This is a genomic window from Psychrobacter sp. UBA6291, from assembly GCF_002439405.1.
In the GTDB taxonomy this organism is placed as follows: domain Bacteria; phylum Pseudomonadota; class Gammaproteobacteria; order Pseudomonadales; family Moraxellaceae; genus Psychrobacter; species Psychrobacter faecalis.
In genome coordinates this window covers 1-17,785 of sequence record NZ_DJUD01000038.1, presented here as the reverse complement: position 1 = coordinate 17,785, position 17,785 = coordinate 1, and the positions used below count along the sequence as shown (strand labels likewise).

Below are 17,785 nucleotides of genomic sequence, written 5' to 3'. Positions count from 1 at the left end.
TTGAGTAAGATTTTTGGAACGGAATAATAAACAGCGCAATACCCAGTGCTGAAAATAGCAAAAACTTCCACATGGAGGCGCGCCAATGTAGTCCTTCTGGTGTGCCTGAAACAATGATATTGTTGCCTAAGATTGGCTGCTGGGATTTATCGATATAGTTCGTCATTCAATCCTCCTTGATAGGCGTCGAGCGCAAATTTTTTCTTTCGCGGCTCACTCTGTCCATAGATTGAGCGCATTGCGCAAATAGTTAGATAACGTTTTATAAGTTATTTTTAGTAGCAATTATGCTTTAGCTAAAGCAGGTAAAACCTTTACCCATTTCAAGAAGAAATGCATCGGCTTCATCGACTTCATAAATAATTGGTTGTTTGCCTTTAATATCCTCTTGCAAGGCATCTAATAGCTGCTGCTTATCTGTGATTCGACGATAACCGGCGCTAAATCCTGCGGCTAACCGCTCAAAGTTCGGGGTTTTTATATTGACTCCAATCAATGGCAAGCCGCCCTCTTGCATATAGCGGCGAATCTCACCGTAACCTTGGTTGTTCCATAACAGCACAATTAATGGTAGCTCAAGCTCAGCGGCACAGATTAATTCGGCAATGGTAAATTGGATACCGCCATCACCAATCAGGCTAATAACGGGTGCTTTTGAGCCAATCATGGCACCAATCGCGGCGGGCAAACCATAACCTAAGGTGCCAAAGCCCGTCGATGAGTTAAACCATCGACGCGTAGCTAAAGCTTCAAAGCCAAGATTGCCGCTATAAACAGGCTGGGTTGAATCGCCAACGAAGATAACGTCTTCCACCTTATCTCGAATCAGCTGTAGCAGTGCGTTTTGACCAGCAAAATCTGGCGTCATTTCTTCTATCAACGCTTGCTTTACCTTTGCTACTAGCGGTGCTGCTTGATGATTCAGCGGTTGATTCTCTAAGCGCGTACATAAACCGCTGATAGCCATTTGCGCATCCGACAATACGGCAATATCTGCTCTAAAAGGACGCTGTAATTGCTGAGCATCGCAATCGATACGAATCAAGGTGCCATTGATTTGGAACCCACCATTAAAGAAGACGTCATAATCAGTCTCACCAAGCTCAGTACCAATCGCCAATACCAAATCCGCCTCGCTAATGACAGCGCGACCAGCGTCCAATGACTGATTGCTACCCAAACTCAGCGGATGAGCAGGCGGCAGTAAACCTTTGGCATTGATGGTCAAAAATGTCGGCGCATCGATAAGTTCTGCCAATTTTTGTGCGTCATGATTAACATCAACGCAGCCACCGCCATAGAGCAATACTGGATTTTTTGCGCTTGTAAGCTGCTCAACAATCAAATCCAATTGCGCAGGATGAGGAAGTGGTTTGTTTGCTTGTGGTTGCGCCAAAATATTATTAGCAGATTGGCTGTTGAGAGAAGTATCTAGCTTATTTAGTTTAGGCGGCTTGGCGACATGACTGGCATCGGCGGTAATCACATCAATGGGCAGCTGGATATGCACCGGTCCCGGACGCGCGCCATTAAATAATGCAAAAGCTTCGGCGATGACTTTGGGTAATGACTCAGGCTGCCAGATAGTTTTACTCATAAGCGCCACCTTACTGACCATACCTTGCTGGTCATGCAATTCATGCAAGTGCCCTTCACCGCTGCCGGTATGCTGCACTTTATTGACACTAGATATCACCAGCATCGGTATAGAATCCGCTAACGCTTGCGCCATCGCCGTCATGATATTAGTCATGCCGGGACCAGTGATGATAAAACAAACCCCCACTTTGCCAGACGCGCGATAATAACCATCGGCCATAAAGCCAGCACCTTGCTCGTGACGTGGCGTCACGTGGCGAATATTGGTATTCGGCAGGCCACGATATAGCTCGACCGTATGCACGCCCGGAATACCAAATACTGTCTCCACCCCGTAATATTCTAACCATTGGACAAGTAGCTCACCGCAAGTCAAAGATGAGGCAGTTGGCGCGGAATTTGGCAATGAAGAAGGCGTTTGTAGAGAATGCGTCATGAGTTAATCATCCTAAAAAATTCAATAGCAATTAAATAAGTCGTTCAGTAACAAATCCAAGCTAAACCCAAACTGCCCTTTAATTCCTTATAAAAGGCAGTTTAAGTGTATAAATTGTGCTTAATAAATGGCTTTGACCTTATCGTCATAGCGCACACCCGGTAGGATACATAGCATCTCAAATAGCAGGTTCGCAGCTAGTACCGAGGTGTTACCAAACGGGTCATACGGCGGTGACACTTCTACTAAATCGCCACCAACTACGTCAAGTCCGCGCATACCGCGAATGATTTCGATACCTTGCGTTGACGTTAGGCCGCCAATTTCAGCGGTGCCCGTACCGGGTGCAAACGCCGGATCGATGCCATCGATATCGAAACTTAAATAGACAGGGCCGTCGCCTAATTTTTCGCGCACTTCTGCCATGAGTGGTGTCAATGATTTATACCAGCACTCCTCAGCAGGCACGACGCGAAAGCCTTGCTCGGTTGACCAATCAAACTCTTCGGCGCTATAACCCGTGCCACGCAGACCAATCTGAACGACGCGATTGCCATCGATAAGGTTCTCTTCGACAGCTCGGCGGAACGGCGTACCATGGGCGATTTGCTCGCCAAACATCTCATCATTAATATCGGCATGGGCATCGATATGTACCATCCCAACAGGGCCATATTTTTTGGCGAGCGCGCGCAAAATAGGCAAGGCAATCGTATGATCACCGCCTAACGTTAAAGGAATAGCGCCATGGCTAAGGATTTTATCGGTATAGAATTTCTCAATAATATCGACACTTTTTAGCAGGTTGAAAGTATTGATAGGCACATCGCCAATGTCAGCGACTTGTAAAGATTCAAAAGGCGCGGCACGAGTGGCGACATTATAAGGGCGAATCATGCGTGATTCATCGCGAATCTGTCTCGGACCCAATCTTGCACCGCTACGGTTTGAGGCGCCAATATCTAAAGGCACCCCAACGAATGCTACATCTAGCCCTTCAGCATCGGCTTGGGTTGGTAGGCGCATCATAGAAGCGAAGCCGCCAAATCTTGGCATGTCGTTGCCACTTAGTGGTTGGTTAAATTTCATCACTTACATCCTTGTATCGATTGGTCAAAACAGACAATTTGTCTATATTACTTTTTATCTATATTACTTTTTGTCTATGCCGTTTTTTCTATAGCTCTGACAATACCTAAATATCAGAGGCGAGACCATGGTAAAATTCAGAAGTAAACTTCTGGTTTTTCGTAGTAACTTTGATTTATTCGTTATTTGTAGAAGTTTTATAAAAAATCTGGTTAAGACAGATTAAGATAATAGATATGGGAACATGACCTTTAATGCTAGATGAATTGATAAAAATTGATATCAAGACCTTGCGCAGCTTTATGGCCATCGTAGAATGCCAAGGCGTGACCGCCGCGCAGTCACGCTTAAATGTCACCCCGTCTGTCATCAGCGGTCATTTAACCCATTTAGAAGATCGTTTGGGTATGACGCTTTGTCATCGCGGGCGCGCGGGTTTTAAGCTCACCGAAGACGGCGCAGCAGTTTACGAGGCGTGCTTAAGCTTTAATGAGGCAGTGGCCAGCTTTCAACATCAACTACACTATATTCGGCAGCTAGATTCAGTACGCGGCGGTCATATTCGATTATGTCTTATCGATCAAATGCCGACATTTTTTTATGATGTCTTGCGTCAATGCTTAGCTGCGAGCTATCGCGACAATCCGCTTATTCACTTTTCTATCGATGTGCAAAGCCCTGAGAGTATGCTTGATAAGTTACTTAGCAATGAAAGTGATATTGGCGTGGGATATTTTGGCAGCTTCCCGCCCCTACTAACCTTCCAGCCAGCATTTATCGAAAAGCAAGTCGTCTGCTGCGGACGCGAGCATCAGTTATTTGATAAATCAGCCGGTTTAACCTTTGAGGATTTGGAACAAAATTATCCATGGATAAAACGGGGTTATATTACCGACCTAAGTATCAACCACGTTCGTCCAAAAACGTTAAGCGCCACCACTTACCATATGGAGGCGACTGCACAGCTGATCTTGGCGGGTCATCACGTCGGCTACTTGCCAAATGATTTGGCCAAGCGCTATGAAGAAAAAGGAATGATGAAAATACTATTGCCCAATGAGGCAAGCTACGAGGTCAAGCATCATTGGGCCTATCGAGAAAATCTGCATAAGCACGTCGCTGATTTTTTGCAGCAAATGACTGAGCTTTTATAGAGTGACAAGCATTTAATGGATAATAATAAAGGATAACGATAAACAGTCATGGCAAAAAATAACGATAAACAGCTACCCTGCTTTTGGTAGCTCTTCACGTTTTAAACCAATCGTTCTAAGTTTGCCTTTATCATCGACTTCTTTGATGACCAGTGACCATTCATCATTAATCGCCACTGTATCGCCCGATACCGGCGCCATATCTAGGTTACCTTTGACGTATTCAGCAACCGTTTGCTGCCACATATTTTTTTCGTTATCTTCTGGTTTGGACTTAAGCTTATCGACCAAAGATTCAGAGGTCATGACACCAGTAAAAAACGGCAAATCGCCCAGCTTAACACTCGGTGATAGGAGCCAATCGCCATAAAAATCATCGATAGCTTTGCGGTCTAAGGTGGTGTCATTAAAAATCCGCGCAATTTGGCTGGCATGATTGCCGCGCATCGCATACCACACGCTATCACCAAATTTCAGCTTAGTGTCTTCGTCGACAATGACAATCTGCTGACCGCGTACCAAGGCAAACACACTAATTTCATCAGGGTTAACGTGGTTAGAAATGCTTTTTGGATGACGTCCAATCGCAAACGCCCCAGACTTTACTTGAAACTGATATAAAGTAATACTTGCCTTGTCCGATACCCAAACCTCATGCTTCTCTTCGGGGTCTTTGTTATTGGGAATGCGTACTTTAAATAAATCCGCCATAAAGGGAATGGTTGTGCCTTGCAAAATCAAGGATAAAACTACTACGCCAAAGGCAATATCAAACAGCATAAAGGCGCCGTCAATACCCGCCATTACGGGCAAAATAGCAAGGGTAATCGGTACGGCACCGCGCAAGCCAACCCAAGAAATAAAACCGATTTCTCGGTCTTTAAACTTAAAGGGTTTTACGCTGCTGTAAACGGCGATAGGACGAGCAATTAAAATCATAAAGGCGGCAATCGCAACCGAGTAATACCAAACGTTAATGACGTTTGATGGCGTCACCAATAGACCCAGCACCACAAATAAGACGGCTTGCGATAGCCACGCAAAGCTGTCCATCACGCGCATGACATGCTCGGTTGAGCGCACTTTATGGTTGCCTATCAGCACGCCAGCCAGATAAACCGCCAAAAACCCACTACCACCGATTAAATTGGTCGCCGCAAACACTGCCAAGCCCGCCGACAATATCAAAATGGCATACATGCCTTCTGCCAAATGTATCTTCGGTAACAGCCTTGCCAATAAGTAACCGAATAATAAACCCATACCGAGGCCAAAGCTCAGCTGCTGTAATAGCAAGCCTATAAAGCCCAGTACCGTTTGTCCCTCAAGGTCGACATTTAGCGCAATCAATCCGGTGACTAATAAAATGGCTAGTGGATCGTTGGCACCAGATTCAAGCTCCAACGTCGCTTGTACGCGGTCGTTAAGTTTAACCCCGCCATTACGCAGCAATGAAAATACCGCTGCCGCATCGGTCGAACCGACAATAGCTGCCATCAATAGCCCAAAGCGCCAATCGACATCGAGTAGCCACGTGACAAAGACGCCCAGTATCATGACCGTTGCCAGCACTCCCCACGTGGCAAGAGTAATAGCAGGTCTTAGCCCCACTCGAAAAGATTTAAAGGAGGTGCGCAGTCCACCATCTAACAAAATACAAGCCAGCGCCGCCTGCCCGACAAAGTTAGCAAGACCATATTGAGAGAACTCAATACCCAAGATACCTTCTTCACCGGCGAGCATGCCCACGACTAAAAACAACAATAATAGCGGCACGCCCAAACGCGCCGACAAGGTACTTGCCATGATACTGGCAAAAATTAAAACTGCTCCTACGAAATACAGGATATTTAAGGTATCCATCTTTTTTAAGCCCTATTTTTAATCATTATTATGTAAGTGTGTCCTTTAGCTTTTCTAGCGTACTTGTTGCAAAAGCTTCAAATTGAAATGCTCTAAATTAAACAGTCTTATTGTAGTTTTCTTAACTGTCTAACTTTAAAAACCCAATCTATAAAAGCCTACTCTATTGTATAACATAGAATCCTAACGGTAGTTTGTGTTAAGCGTCGTACGCCTGCAATTCCTATAGAAAATATTCACTATTGGCTCTTTATTTGTTCAATCATAAAGGCTTTTAGCGTCGCTATAAACCTTAGTCTAAGAATATTAGAAAGCAAATTAATAACCTGCCTTTTCATCATCAAAAAAGCCCTACTTAGCATAATGCCAAATAGGACTTTTCTGTTTTATAAGTGCTCAGTGTTTTTATAAATGCTTAATCATTATTAATGGTAAATGATAAATACTCATGCAAATTATAAAATTATATTACTTAGGCTATTTTGGTTTAAGGGCAGCACTGATATCAGCCAATAATGGCGGGATATCGTGTTTATCTGTCATCACTTCTAACATCACCAGTTTATCTTTGGTGGCCGCTGCTTTCTGGAGCGCTGCTTTTAGTTCGCCAGCGGTTTCTGCTTTAAGGATTAAGCTGTTTTCTTCTGTCGCGCCAAAGGCTTTTGGCATCATTTGCCAGTCGCACTTAGGAATGTCATTATAGCGCTGATTTTCACCATGAATCGCTCGCTCAACGGTATAGCCATCGTTATTAATCAGGACAATAACCGGATTGATGCGCTCTTTAATCATTACCGCGATTTCTTGAATGGTTAATAAAGCCGAGCCGTCACCAATCAATAAGATACTACGCTTATGCGGTGAGGCAATAGCGCCACCCAAACTCGCTGGCAAGGTATAGCCGATTGAGCCCCACATCGGTTGCCCATAAGACGTCACCCCTTCTGGCAGCCGCACATCACTGATACCAAAATACGCCGTGCCTTGGTCAGAAAATACGAGGTTTTTATCATCAAGCGCATCGGCGATGATATGCCACAAGTCATCTTGGCGAATCGGCTCGTCATCCTTGCCGTTTTGCTCATGCGGCTGCATCTCTTTGCAAAACTGCTTCGGTACGATATTAACGCCTGAGGTCATGACTTCATGCAGGGTTTGCAGCGCATCTTTGAGCGCAATCGGTGCAAAGTTTTGACCGCTGATAGATGCCCGCTCATAATGCAAATCAACCACAACTTTTTCATCAATATTTTGGCTAAAACCTGCGGTGGTTGTGTCGGTATATTGCACGCCAATTTTAATTAAGCATTCGCAATTTTCTACCGCATCTTTAACCACAGGACGTGATGCCACGCCTGCATAAGTACCTGCCCAACGCTCACTGTTTTCATCAAGCAAGGTTTTGCCCCATGATAACGTCGTATAAGGAATATCGGTATCAGCAATTAAAGCCTTTAGCTGGTTTTGCAACCCCAAACGATGCACCATCAAATCTGCCATCAGTGTGGTGGTTTTATTAGGTAAAAACTCTATGAGTGCTTGCTTAAAGTCTGCCAACGCGGCTTGGCTGGTGATATCTTCTTGGCTGTCATCAAGCTTGGTCGTTGGCGGATAAATCGGCATTTTTGCCACATCTGGTGATAACAACAAATAACCGGGACGATGCTTTTTCAGAATAACTCGAATCACACGATCAATCTCAGAGGCCGCGTTATCAGGTGTGATTTGCGCTCGCGCGACGGTGACCGGTTCAACCATTTTAATAAAATGATTAAACACCCCATCACCTAAAGTATGGTGAATCCGGCGTTTTGAATCTTGCAGGGCGGTACTTGGCGCACCGACCACGTGCAGCACGGGTGCGTACTCGGCAAAAGAGCCCGCGGTAGCATTAATCGCTGACAGCTCACCCACGCCAAAAGTCGTCACCATAGCAGCAAAACCACGCTCACGTGCGTAGCCATCAGCAGCATAGCCAGCATTTAGCTCATTGGTATTGCCGACCCAGCGCAACTTATCAGACGCAATAATATTATCTAAAAACGTTAAATTAAAATCACCGGGCACGCCAAAGATTTCAGTCGCACCCGCTTCAGCGATACGATCGAATAAATAATCCGCGATGGTATATTGTTGACTCATTTTTTATCCTTAATGCTTAAGATTATAAGTATTGATAACTATCAATAAAAATGGAATTTCTTATAAAATGCACACCAGCTTATTTCTTCCATACAAAGCTTTTGGAATACATATTATAATAAACTGTTATAACATAAAATTATGGCTAGATGACATGCCCGTTTTGCTAACTTTTACTTTTTTTCGTGATAGGTGTTGACAGATAAATAAAACTGCGTATAATACGCCATCATCAACTGACGATAGTTAATTGATAATTAGCGGGAATAGCTCAGTGGTAGAGCATAACCTTGCCAAGGTTGGGGTCGAGAGTTCGAATCTCTTTTCCCGCTCCAAATACTTAAAAAGCCTCACTTAACAGTGAGGCTTTTTTTTGTCCAATTTTCGGGGGTTGTAGAGAAATTCTCGAGATATATTTTTGAATATAGTTAAGCTTATCTACTCAGTCAAAAAGCTCATTTTCGGTGCGGTGCCCATTTGGTGCCCAAACCGTGCCCTGCCCTAAAACTGCGTATACGTATCTGACCACAACCTAGCTATTTTTGGTTCAAAAACCATCATGACACCTAACCTAGTGAATTTGGCACTATGCTGATTTTTGAACCCAACCTCAATTCAGCAAAAAACGTGTTTTTTAGAGGCCTAAATTTTCCGAAATCTATTTCATATTTATAACATTCAAAATTAATTGTCGCTTAAACAGTGATGACCACAACCTAACATTTAAAAGTAATTAGACCGAGTAAAATATGTATCGGCGCTAAGCTTAATGATTTTTCAAGACACTTCGAACAACCATCCTAGTAAGCATTCTAACTTTCTTTTGAACTCTCTTCCTCACAAACTTCATCTTCTTCATAGAGGATAATATCGCCGGGTGTGCAATCTAAAAGCTTACAAAGCTCATTTAATGAATCAAAGTCTATTCTAGTGACTTCATTATTGTACATTCGATACAAAGTAGACCTTCCTAGTTTAGACATCCTGTCAGCATCAGCTACACGGATGCCTCTTTGTGCAAATAAAACAGGTAAATTGAGCTTAATCATATATAAAATCCCTAAAGTGATAAAAAAGTACTTGCAAGTGATAATATTTATAGATAATATGTACTCATTAGTGATAACTAATCATTCACTAATAGTAAATTTATTTCACATGGAGAACTATTATGTCACAGACTTATCTCACTACTCAAGAACTCGCGGATCGTATCAAATACGACGCACGCACTATTCGCAATCAAATGAAGGACACTGTCCTAATTGAGAATATCCATTACATACGCCCTTTTGGCGGTCGCAAGATTTTATATGTATGGGAGCGTATCGAAGAGGATATGTGCAAACCTGTTATGAGTGCGATCAATGGTATGGCTTTACAGTAAGTTTTATTTGAACAAGGAGATTAACAATGGCATCAGTAAGAGCAAGGCGTGGCAAGCTATTCATAGATTTCACATATATGAATATTCGTTGCCGTGAGACAACAAACTTCCCTGATACTCCAGCAAACGTTAAAAAGCTGGCTTTAGTAGCAAAAAAAATGGAAGCAGAAATCACCCTAGGCATCTTCGACTATGGCGCCTACTTTCCGAAGAGTACCCGTTTAAAAGAGATGACAGCACTGGCTGATAGAGCGGAAGCTTGTATCAGTCGCAATCCTACCTTTAGGCAGTTTTCAGAGATTTGGTATGAGGAGAAGAAGATTGAATGGCGGCCAAGCTATCGGCAAAAGACACAGATTATTCTAGATAAGTATTTATTACCTGAGTTTGGTGGTAAAGCAGTGCATGCCATAAAAAAACCAGACTTGCTGACCTTCCGTAGCTCTCTCGCCAAAGTTCGTTACGGTAAAGATGGTCAGTCAAGTCTGTCAGTAGCACGGATCAACCAGATCATGATACTTCTTCGTATGATACTAGAAGAAGCATCAGATCGCCATGAGTTTGAGATGCCTTATAAAAATATTAAGAATCTTAAGCAAGCTCGTCCGGATGTAAATCCGTTTACATTGAGTGAGGTATGGCTGATTTTAAAACATGTCCGTGCGGATTATAAGCCCTACTACACCATTCGCTTTTTTACCGGGATGCGTACCAGTGAGATTGATGGGCTTAAGTGGGACTGCATTAACTTTGATCGGCGTGAGATCAGTATCCGTGGTGCGTTAGTAAACGGTGAGATGGGTCCGACTAAGACGTTGGGTTCACAACGTGATATTGCGATGTCGCAGTTGGTCTATGACGCCCTACTAGAGCAGAAGGCACGTACCTATGGTAAGTCAGAGTTTGTATTTTGCAACTCACAAGGCAATCCAATGGAGTACCGTAATGTGAACCGGCGGGTATGGAAACCCACGCTTGCCCTGCTCGGTCTTAAACATCGGCGGGCTTATCAAACTCGGCATACGGCAGCGACACTTTGGCTCGCTGCTGGTGAGAACCCTGAGTGGATAGCCCGGCAGATGGGTCACAGTAGTACTGAGATGCTGTTTCGGGTGTATAGCCGCTATGTGCCTGATATCACCCGTCAGGATGGCTCAGCGATGGATAACTTGCTACTGGCGAGTAAGGAAAAGCTAACCAGCGCAGCAAATACAAATAGCTCTAATGCACAAACTGACAAGGAGACGTCACAATGACAATTATCAATTATGAAGAGCTGTTTGCTAAGTTTAAACCTGATGGCGCAATCAGTGCAGATGCGAATGAGATTGCTAATGTACTGATGCGTGAGTTATATATTTCATCGGGTTATAACCTAGCACGCTTCTTGGAAGTGAAGCACTGCTTTAATAACGATATGGCGATGCGGGTATGGGTACAGAAGCGCTTGGATGCGAATCTTGACTATGTGATTGAAGATATGCGTTGTCAGCTTCAGAGCGAGCTTTATGAGCTACTACCGCAGTCTGGCTATGTCGGCTACTAAGGAGAATGTGATGAGTGTAAAACTTCAGCCTAATATGACGCAGAATGCGCGAGATCTAAGAATCTGTGAAGATTACTGGGCATATGATAACGAAAGTGACTATATTGCTCATATAGAGACCGTCTGTGAGAAGTATAAAATAAGCCCACAAGTACTGTTCGAGACAATCGGTGAGTGTTTTGCTTATTTAGATGATGTGCTTTGTGAGTACTGCGGCTATGTTTGTCCCTTACAAATACCAGCAGACATTCCATATATGCGCTCAAAAGACAGTTGGTGCTGTGAGGTATGTGAGCATGCTGTATGGCGGGAACATAATCATAGATAAGTCGTTCAAATTTTAAAGCCAGGCAGCTTGGGTTGCCTGGCTTTTTTAACCTCAATACATACAAGGTTTCGACATTCATTGGGATTAATTAACTTACATTACAAGTTATCTTTTTGCCTTTGCTATTGGTATCCCAGCCATATTTATTAATAAACTGACCCAATTTATTTTTTTCAGGAGTGACTATAGACATAGTGTAACCTTGGGTTTGAAATGTGCTTGTTACCACATAGCTCTCAATCTGTGAGCTAGCTAAATATAAGTCATTTTTAGCAGGAGAGAGCGAGGCGATATTTTTTGGCATCATATAAGCTTGTTGAAAGTCTACTGATGCTCCTGTTTCAACGTCATCATCTCTGTCGCTAGTAGAGACATCTTTAAAATTACAGTTACTTTTTAATGGCATATTACCTTTTAGTTTATCCAGTCTAACGAATTTTGAGCTCTGGGTATTGCCCGCTCCCCATGTACGAGATTCTATTACGGCAACTTCTGGACGCTCTTTGCTACCGTAAAAAGTAATCGTAGTTTGTGGGTTATCTTCACGAATAGTTTGCGTCATTGTATAACGATTTTTATTTTCGCTATCCCGTTCTAATTTTCCCATATTTGGCAAATTAGCAAAGTTTTTCCACGTCCAAGTATTGTTACGCATTTTTTCGACGGTTGGTATCACTGGGCGTGTATCAAAAACTTCAGAAAAATTACTCGCAACGCTTAACGTCGGTACCAAAAATAGTGATGCCAGTAGGTATTTATTCATAATTATTTCTCAATTAGTATTGATCAAAGTCTTACTACAAATCATTGTTTAAATAATATTCTTTACTTGAACGTCTCAGACTCTCTCTCATTTAAAACAGCGCTCTCAAAGATACTAAGAGGCTCAAGTGGCAAATACTGTGCCTAATAAGCGCAGGTTATACTACGATTTTGCATATCAAACGTCATTACTACTGCACCCATTTCACTCCCAAATTGATAGCCACTAGCATCGCTTCTCTCGAGCTTATCGTAACTGCCATTTTGTGGCGGTTTAAACTGTGAGCGTAACGCGGTGAAGCTACTATCTTTAAAGTAGAGACGAACATGCCCCCACTCATAGCCTTGCAGTTGCTCAATCTTTTGTAATGAATAACCAAAAGCAGTGGCATTCACTAAATTATAAGTCATGGTCACATCTTCACCTTCACGATTTGGATCACCTTGTCTCTGTATAGATCCAATCGACGATCGATACTGATTTGGTATCTGCCCTAAATCAGGTATCTTACATCCAGCTTGCATTGAACGCAGATAGGGCGTCCAATCAGTGCTATGATTGGTTAATTGATCGGTAGAGCCTTTAGTAGTGTTAGTAGTATTGCTGGTGCCCATCAGAGCCGTTTGGATATCTTGTACCGTACTATTGAGCACGGTGTTTACCCCTTGGCCAAAGGTCTGGCTTTCAGCGCAGCCTGACAATAATGTCACAGCAGTGATAGTCGCGATAGCTAGTTTAAGATTAAGAGTCATTTTTCAATCCTTTGGTTTATTAATTATACTTTTAGAAGTTAGAGTACCGCTCATTTATAAGATCTCATTGCTTAAAGGTACAAGTAACTTCATCATCATTCGCATCTATGCTTCGTACTTCTAAGTTTAGATTCTCGTTTTCAGGTTTAAAAAACTCTTCTAAGCTTCTTGCTATACCAAGTTCTGCTCGCGCACTCGAAGTATTAAGCATAGTGACATCGTAAATATAAAAAGGTTGAAATCCTTTCTTTTGCCACTTATAGAACTTCTGACTAAAGATTGAATCAACATTACAATTAGAGGGAATAAGACTTAGGTCTTTTTGATTAAAAAGATCACTAGCATGATAAACTCCTTCAAGGTGTTCGCTTTCTAATGCACTTTGATCTGATGATATGACGATAATATTTGGCTGATTTTGACTACCATAAGCTGCCATCCAACCGGTATCACTTAAATCGGCACTAATAGAATAGTTTGAGGCTCCAGAATCGTCATTTTTGACTGGGATTTTTTCTTGCCATTTTTCCACTTCAGGTATTGCCGCTAGTTTATCCCACGTCCAATTCTCATTAGGCTTTAAGGCAATATAATCGGTTATGGCGATGAATTGCGGCGCTCCATTACTCTTCGCCTCTAAGGCTTCTTCCTCTAAGGCTTCAGCCTCGTCAGTAAGTTGGTTATCAACATCACCTCTACCATCTGGACATTGTGTTTCCTTACCCTTTTTATCAATGCAGAAGGTTTGACCCTCTTTATCATTAACGACAGCAATACCGTTATTAAAATCTATTAGACCTTCACTATCATCCCAATAAACTTTAGTAAACTGCATTGGTATTACAAGCTTACCTGTCTTATCAATGTATCCGTATTTAAGGTTGTCACTGTTTTCTTCGTAATTAAAGACAGCAGCCAAGCCATCTGAGAAATCACTGACCGTTTCATATGCTAAGTTTATCGGAATAATCGCTTTATTTTTTGTATCAACATAACCCCATTTACCGTCTTTCTTAACGGCGATGAGCGACTCACTTAAGTTGCCCATACTTTCATACATAAAGGGTATGACCACCTCATTTTGTTTATTAATCAGTCCATATTTACTTTCATAATCTTCCGGGTTCTTAGGTGGACGAGCTGCTGTGGCGAATCCATCATGGAAATCAGCTAAAGCTTGGTATTCAAACGGGATAACGGTTTTACCCTGTTTATCAATAGCACCATAGAGACCTTCAACACTGACAATAGCGAGTCCGCTGGAGAAATTACTTGCCCACTCGTACTTTGGCTCTATAACAACTTTGCCTTTGGTGTCAATAAAACCATATTTATCGTTTTTATTGACAGCAGCCAAGCCTTCTGAAAAATCATTAAACTCTAACGATTCCCCACCCTCTCCTGCCACTATCGCATCAAACTCAAATGGAATAATCAATTGTCCGTCTTTATCGATATAGCCCACTCTATTGGTTTTATCATATTCATCGTTACTCTGCTTAATCACCCCTGCAAGCCCATCTCTTAAACAACCGACTTTGTCATAACCTTCTACGTCAGGTACAACACATTTTTCTTCTTTTTTATCACTTTCGACTTCAGCGGTACTGACTGTCTCTTTATCATTAACTGATGAAGGCGTCACTTCAGCATTATTTTTGTCACTACATCCTGATATGGCAAGAAGGCTAAAAACTAAGGGTAGATAAATAGGTTTCAATGCAACGGTCCTTGTTAAGTAGGGATACTTAGAAATTTTAGGTTGATATCTAACAGTCATTTCTAAGATTATGATTGATAATTTTCGAGTTGTAAAAGTTATAAACTCCTAGAGTCCTATAACTATCACTTTTAGATTTAGCAGTATGCAAAGGTTGACTTGACGTACAGCCTCTGATCTATAAGATGTATATAAAAATGAACCTAATACTCTCTTACCAAGCCTTGTTCAGACTTATCGTATTTAAAGCAAAAAGGTTCATTCATATAATTTGATGACATTCTATAGGCATCAATATCGCCAGAGAAACAAAAACGGTTGGATTTAAGGTTGAAATCGTACTGTATAGTATCGCCTTTATTGTTCACGGCTATCGCCTTTCCTTCACCGTCAGTTGCAGCTGATAACGCATAGCTAAAAGGCACGACTTTCTTCTTAGCAGGATCAATAATAACTAATCGATATGGTTTCTTGTTTACATAACCTGTGGCATTAGTCTCAAAGACATAAATAATCTTATTACCATCAAAGTTAGGCTTGCGCTCTTTTATCACCTTTGCGTAGCTTTTTAAGCGGCTATCGGTACAAAACTCTTCATCCTCATAATCAAATTCACATTCAACCACTGTCACACCGTATTTCGTTTTAGGTGCTGCATTGGAAGTAGAGGATAGACCCAAAATAACTAAAGATGCCGCGAACATTAGACTCGTTTTTTTTAACATAATAAGTTTTCTCTTAATTTAGATTAGATGGTTCTACAAACCTTTATAGAATCACTGATAGTTTTGCGGATAACGCTCTTCGTCCATTTCATTCCAATCTGCATAAGTCTTTTTAGAGAGTACCTTACCTTGGCGATCTAAGGTATATCGCGTGATACTGTCATAACCATCGTTATAGGCATTAGCGCCTTTAGTGTTCAAATTATAAACATCTAGCTTTCCATCTTCATAGCGCCCACCATCGACGTCTGGCGAGTCTCCCATTGGCTCAATATAAGCCATATCGTATTTAGGCGGTACAATTACCTTGCCAGTCTTATCTATAACACCCCATTTGCCGTTGTTATATCCTCCAACTTTTACAGCAGCCAGCCCTTCGGAGAACTCCATGGCTTCATTCCATTTAGCAGGAATTGCTATATTGCCAGATCTATCAACGAAGCCAATCTTACCCTCATCATCACCCTGCATTGAAGTGCTATACATAGCCAAACCTTCATAGTAATCATCTAACCAGTTGAATTTAAAAGGCACGATGGTCTTACCAGTTTTATCAATGACGCCATACTTATCGTTTTTACTGACGACCACTCTACCGTCACTGAAATCGCCTGCCGTTTGGTAAGTATAGGGTATGACCATTTTACCGGTTTTATTCATATAACCGTATTTACCGTTTTTGTAGACGGCGACTAAGCCTTCTTTAAAGTCACGATAGTCAATAATCACGCCATAAAAAAGCGGTGCTTGATGTTCAACCGGTATGACTAGTTTGCCAGCCTCATTGATATAGCCTTGCATGTATAAATAGTCTTCGTAATCCTCAGCGCCATCATAACCTTTGACCTTACCCATTTTCATTAATGAGACACGAGCCATACCTTCTGAAAAATCACCACAACTATAATATTTTGCAGCTACAACAACCTTCCCGTTATCATTTTTATAGCCGCATTTAACATCATTGTTATTCTCTACCTCAAAACTCTGCAATGCAGCCACAGCAGGTAATGTCGCAAATACGCCACAGAGGCCCAAAGCCAGTGCCGTTTTTTTATTATATATTTTCATCTCAATCTCGATTATAAGGTGTGGAAGCGATATAGCATTGATAAAAACTGGCCTATGCAACACTGCTACTAAGGGTATTAAATTTAGGCAACAATAGTAATCAACTTTTATTCATATATCAATATATATGTTATTTATTACCTCAGCCTTAAGCTATCTTTTAGATAAAAGCTATAGATGCAAAAAAGCCAGGTAACTCAGGTTACCTGGCTTTTTTGTATAGCATCTCTTGTTTAAATCGAAACTATCGGTCGTAGCTATCAACTTGTATGACTTGTCATTTTTATAATTCTTTTATACCATCAACAAGACCGAAAATCGGTTTCTAAAGTGGGTGAATGAGCCTTACTCATTGAGTTTTTTTAATTATTCGTCATAGTATATATCAAGATAATTAAAACAGTCATGTGAATAATTTGGATTGGAACAAAAGCAAGTGCGTATTGAAAACCACCCGTAATTGCCGCATTAATTGATTTAGAAACTGCATGTGTCGCTAAACCCAATAATAAGGCGAGCAATAAAATAGGGTTAGTTGGGTTCCCTTGCATGACTACGGCAGCCATTGCTGCATGCACCTCAAACATAGAACTCAGTACGGTTCCTGCAATAAGACCGGCGTCACCCAGCCATAAACTTAAACCATAAACAAGTACTTGAATAATAGTAAGTGTCACTACAATGATACCCGCCTCTTTTAAACTAAACATCGGTGTATCCGTTAACTTAGCTTTCTCTTCGGATCGAGTTTTTCTCATCAACCATATTCCAGGAATAATTAAAACTATCATGGCAATAATAGATGGGAATAATAAAATTTTAAGCCAACTAAAACTTACGCCTGCAACGATAATAAGAAGCTGTACGACTGTTGCGACACAGGATATAAGCGCAGCTCCAGCATTTTCTTTTGCATCTGCACGACCCTGACGAACTTCTATTCCAAGGCTTGCAATCGTGGCTGTACTGGATATAAATCCTGATGCTAAAGCAGATAAAAACATGGCGTGGCGTGATGGTAAAAGCCGCTTTGCCATATGTGCTAGTGCTTGAATGGCTAAAATCAATATCAATAATTTTAAAATAATATAAGGATTTAGTACTGAACCCCAAAGATCCCTATTGGGGGTTAAAGGAAGTGCAATTAAAAGTAAGGCCAGTAAAAAGATACCATCTTTAAATTCACGCTCTGAACCGCCCCGACTATATC

At 41.7% G+C, this 17,785-nt stretch carries 16 protein-coding genes and 1 tRNA gene; 6 read left to right on the top strand and 11 right to left on the bottom strand.

Annotated elements, in window-relative coordinates:
- Nucleotides 1–292: 292 nt before the first annotated feature.
- Both B3R91_RS06290 and speB read right to left on the bottom strand, forming a co-directional pair.
- Complete coding sequence (locus B3R91_RS06290) at nucleotides 293–2,035, bottom strand: 5-guanidino-2-oxopentanoate decarboxylase (protein ID WP_286796884.1); 1,743 nt, start codon at nucleotides 2,033–2,035, stop codon at nucleotides 293–295.
- Nucleotides 2,036–2,155: 120 nt separating this feature from the next.
- Nucleotides 2,156–3,124 carry an agmatinase gene (gene speB, locus B3R91_RS06285; protein ID WP_144296335.1) on the bottom strand — a complete coding sequence of 323 codons (969 nt, stop codon included), beginning with the start codon at nucleotides 3,122–3,124 and terminating at the stop codon, nucleotides 2,156–2,158.
- 254 nt (nucleotides 3,125–3,378) lie between these two features.
- On the opposite strand from speB, the gene B3R91_RS06280 reads away from it, so the two are divergent.
- Nucleotides 3,379–4,278 (top strand): LysR family transcriptional regulator, encoded by a 900-nt coding sequence (locus B3R91_RS06280; protein ID WP_286796883.1) that lies wholly within the window; start codon nucleotides 3,379–3,381, stop codon nucleotides 4,276–4,278.
- Nucleotides 4,279–4,350: 72 nt separating this feature from the next.
- Here the strand turns inward: B3R91_RS06280 and B3R91_RS06275 are convergent, their stop codons facing one another.
- Together B3R91_RS06275 and B3R91_RS06270 are read right to left on the bottom strand one after the other, a co-directional pair.
- A complete protein-coding gene (locus B3R91_RS06275) occupies nucleotides 4,351–6,141 on the bottom strand; it encodes a potassium/proton antiporter (protein WP_286796882.1) in 1,791 nt (596 codons plus the stop codon).
- Nucleotides 6,142–6,618: 477 nt separating this feature from the next.
- Complete coding sequence (locus B3R91_RS06270) at nucleotides 6,619–8,283, bottom strand: alpha-keto acid decarboxylase family protein (protein WP_286796881.1); 1,665 nt, start codon at nucleotides 8,281–8,283, stop codon at nucleotides 6,619–6,621.
- A 260-nt stretch (nucleotides 8,284–8,543) separates the two neighbouring features.
- On the opposite strand from B3R91_RS06270, the gene B3R91_RS06265 reads away from it, so the two are divergent.
- Nucleotides 8,544–8,618 (top strand) — tRNA-Gly (locus B3R91_RS06265).
- A gap of 477 nt (nucleotides 8,619–9,095) precedes the next feature.
- Here the strand turns inward: B3R91_RS06265 and B3R91_RS06260 are convergent.
- On the bottom strand, nucleotides 9,096–9,332 hold the full coding sequence (locus B3R91_RS06260) for a helix-turn-helix domain-containing protein (RefSeq protein ID WP_281490000.1): 237 nt from the start codon (nucleotides 9,330–9,332) through the stop codon (nucleotides 9,096–9,098).
- A gap of 122 nt (nucleotides 9,333–9,454) precedes the next feature.
- On the opposite strand from B3R91_RS06260, the gene B3R91_RS06255 reads away from it, so the two are divergent.
- From B3R91_RS06255 to B3R91_RS06240, 4 genes are read left to right on the top strand one after another with little or no spacing between them, the layout of a single operon-like run.
- Nucleotides 9,455–9,670: a hypothetical protein gene (locus B3R91_RS06255; RefSeq protein WP_147222245.1), complete on the top strand. Its 216-nt coding sequence runs from the start codon at nucleotides 9,455–9,457 to the stop codon at nucleotides 9,668–9,670.
- A gap of 26 nt (nucleotides 9,671–9,696) precedes the next feature.
- Nucleotides 9,697–10,926 carry a site-specific integrase gene (locus B3R91_RS06250; RefSeq protein WP_286796880.1) on the top strand — a complete coding sequence of 410 codons (1,230 nt, stop codon included), beginning with the start codon at nucleotides 9,697–9,699 and terminating at the stop codon, nucleotides 10,924–10,926.
- Nucleotides 10,923–11,216: a hypothetical protein gene (locus B3R91_RS06245; protein ID WP_286796879.1), complete on the top strand. Its 294-nt coding sequence runs from the start codon at nucleotides 10,923–10,925 to the stop codon at nucleotides 11,214–11,216. Before B3R91_RS06250 ends, B3R91_RS06245 begins: the two co-directional genes overlap by 4 nt.
- Before the next feature lie 10 nt (nucleotides 11,217–11,226).
- A complete protein-coding gene (locus B3R91_RS06240) occupies nucleotides 11,227–11,544 on the top strand; it encodes a hypothetical protein (protein WP_227681750.1) in 318 nt (105 codons plus the stop codon).
- 88 nt (nucleotides 11,545–11,632) lie between these two features.
- Here the strand turns inward: B3R91_RS06240 and B3R91_RS06235 are convergent, their stop codons facing one another.
- The 6 genes from B3R91_RS06235 to B3R91_RS06210 all read right to left on the bottom strand — a co-directional run.
- Entirely contained in the window at nucleotides 11,633–12,307 is a 675-nt protein-coding gene (locus tag B3R91_RS06235; RefSeq protein ID WP_286796878.1) for a hypothetical protein, read from the bottom strand.
- A gap of 143 nt (nucleotides 12,308–12,450) precedes the next feature.
- Entirely contained in the window at nucleotides 12,451–13,059 is a 609-nt protein-coding gene (locus B3R91_RS06230; RefSeq protein WP_105245235.1) for a hypothetical protein, read from the bottom strand.
- Between the two features lie 64 nt (nucleotides 13,060–13,123).
- Complete coding sequence (locus tag B3R91_RS06225) at nucleotides 13,124–14,779, bottom strand: WG repeat-containing protein (RefSeq protein WP_286796877.1); 1,656 nt, start codon at nucleotides 14,777–14,779, stop codon at nucleotides 13,124–13,126.
- A 203-nt stretch (nucleotides 14,780–14,982) separates the two neighbouring features.
- Entirely contained in the window at nucleotides 14,983–15,504 is a 522-nt protein-coding gene (locus tag B3R91_RS06220; RefSeq protein ID WP_286796876.1) for a hypothetical protein, read from the bottom strand.
- Nucleotides 15,505–15,555: 51 nt separating this feature from the next.
- Entirely contained in the window at nucleotides 15,556–16,575 is a 1,020-nt protein-coding gene (locus B3R91_RS06215) for a WG repeat-containing protein (protein WP_286796875.1), read from the bottom strand.
- A gap of 362 nt (nucleotides 16,576–16,937) precedes the next feature.
- On the bottom strand, nucleotides 16,938–17,785 hold an 848-nt coding region (locus B3R91_RS06210), incomplete at its 5' end, for a DUF4010 domain-containing protein (RefSeq protein WP_286796874.1).

Bases quoted from the DNA above. Each gene is read 5' to 3' on its own strand.
- B3R91_RS06220 (WP_286796876.1), bottom strand. From the start codon at position 15,504: ATGTTAAAAAAAACGAGTCTAATGTTCGCGGCATCTTTAGTTATTTTG.
- B3R91_RS06275 (WP_286796882.1), bottom strand. From the start codon at position 6,141: ATGGATACCTTAAATATCCTGTATTTCGTAGGAGCAGTTTTAATTTTT.
- B3R91_RS06290 (WP_286796884.1), bottom strand. From the start codon at position 2,035: ATGACGCATTCTCTACAAACGCCTTCTTCATTGCCAAATTCCGCGCCA.
- B3R91_RS06255 (WP_147222245.1), top strand. From the start codon at position 9,455: ATGTCACAGACTTATCTCACTACTCAAGAACTCGCGGATCGTATCAAA.
- B3R91_RS06235 (WP_286796878.1), bottom strand. From the start codon at position 12,307: ATGAATAAATACCTACTGGCATCACTATTTTTGGTACCGACGTTAAGC.
- B3R91_RS06280 (WP_286796883.1), top strand. From the start codon at position 3,379: ATGCTAGATGAATTGATAAAAATTGATATCAAGACCTTGCGCAGCTTT.
- B3R91_RS06260 (WP_281490000.1), bottom strand. From the start codon at position 9,332: ATGATTAAGCTCAATTTACCTGTTTTATTTGCACAAAGAGGCATCCGT.
- B3R91_RS06270 (WP_286796881.1), bottom strand. From the start codon at position 8,283: ATGAGTCAACAATATACCATCGCGGATTATTTATTCGATCGTATCGCT.
- speB (WP_144296335.1), bottom strand. From the start codon at position 3,124: ATGAAATTTAACCAACCACTAAGTGGCAACGACATGCCAAGATTTGGC.
- B3R91_RS06250 (WP_286796880.1), top strand. From the start codon at position 9,697: ATGGCATCAGTAAGAGCAAGGCGTGGCAAGCTATTCATAGATTTCACA.
- B3R91_RS06230 (WP_105245235.1), bottom strand. From the start codon at position 13,059: ATGACTCTTAATCTTAAACTAGCTATCGCGACTATCACTGCTGTGACA.
- B3R91_RS06240 (WP_227681750.1), top strand. From the start codon at position 11,227: ATGAGTGTAAAACTTCAGCCTAATATGACGCAGAATGCGCGAGATCTA.
- B3R91_RS06215 (WP_286796875.1), bottom strand. From the start codon at position 16,575: ATGAAAATATATAATAAAAAAACGGCACTGGCTTTGGGCCTCTGTGGC.
- B3R91_RS06245 (WP_286796879.1), top strand. From the start codon at position 10,923: ATGACAATTATCAATTATGAAGAGCTGTTTGCTAAGTTTAAACCTGAT.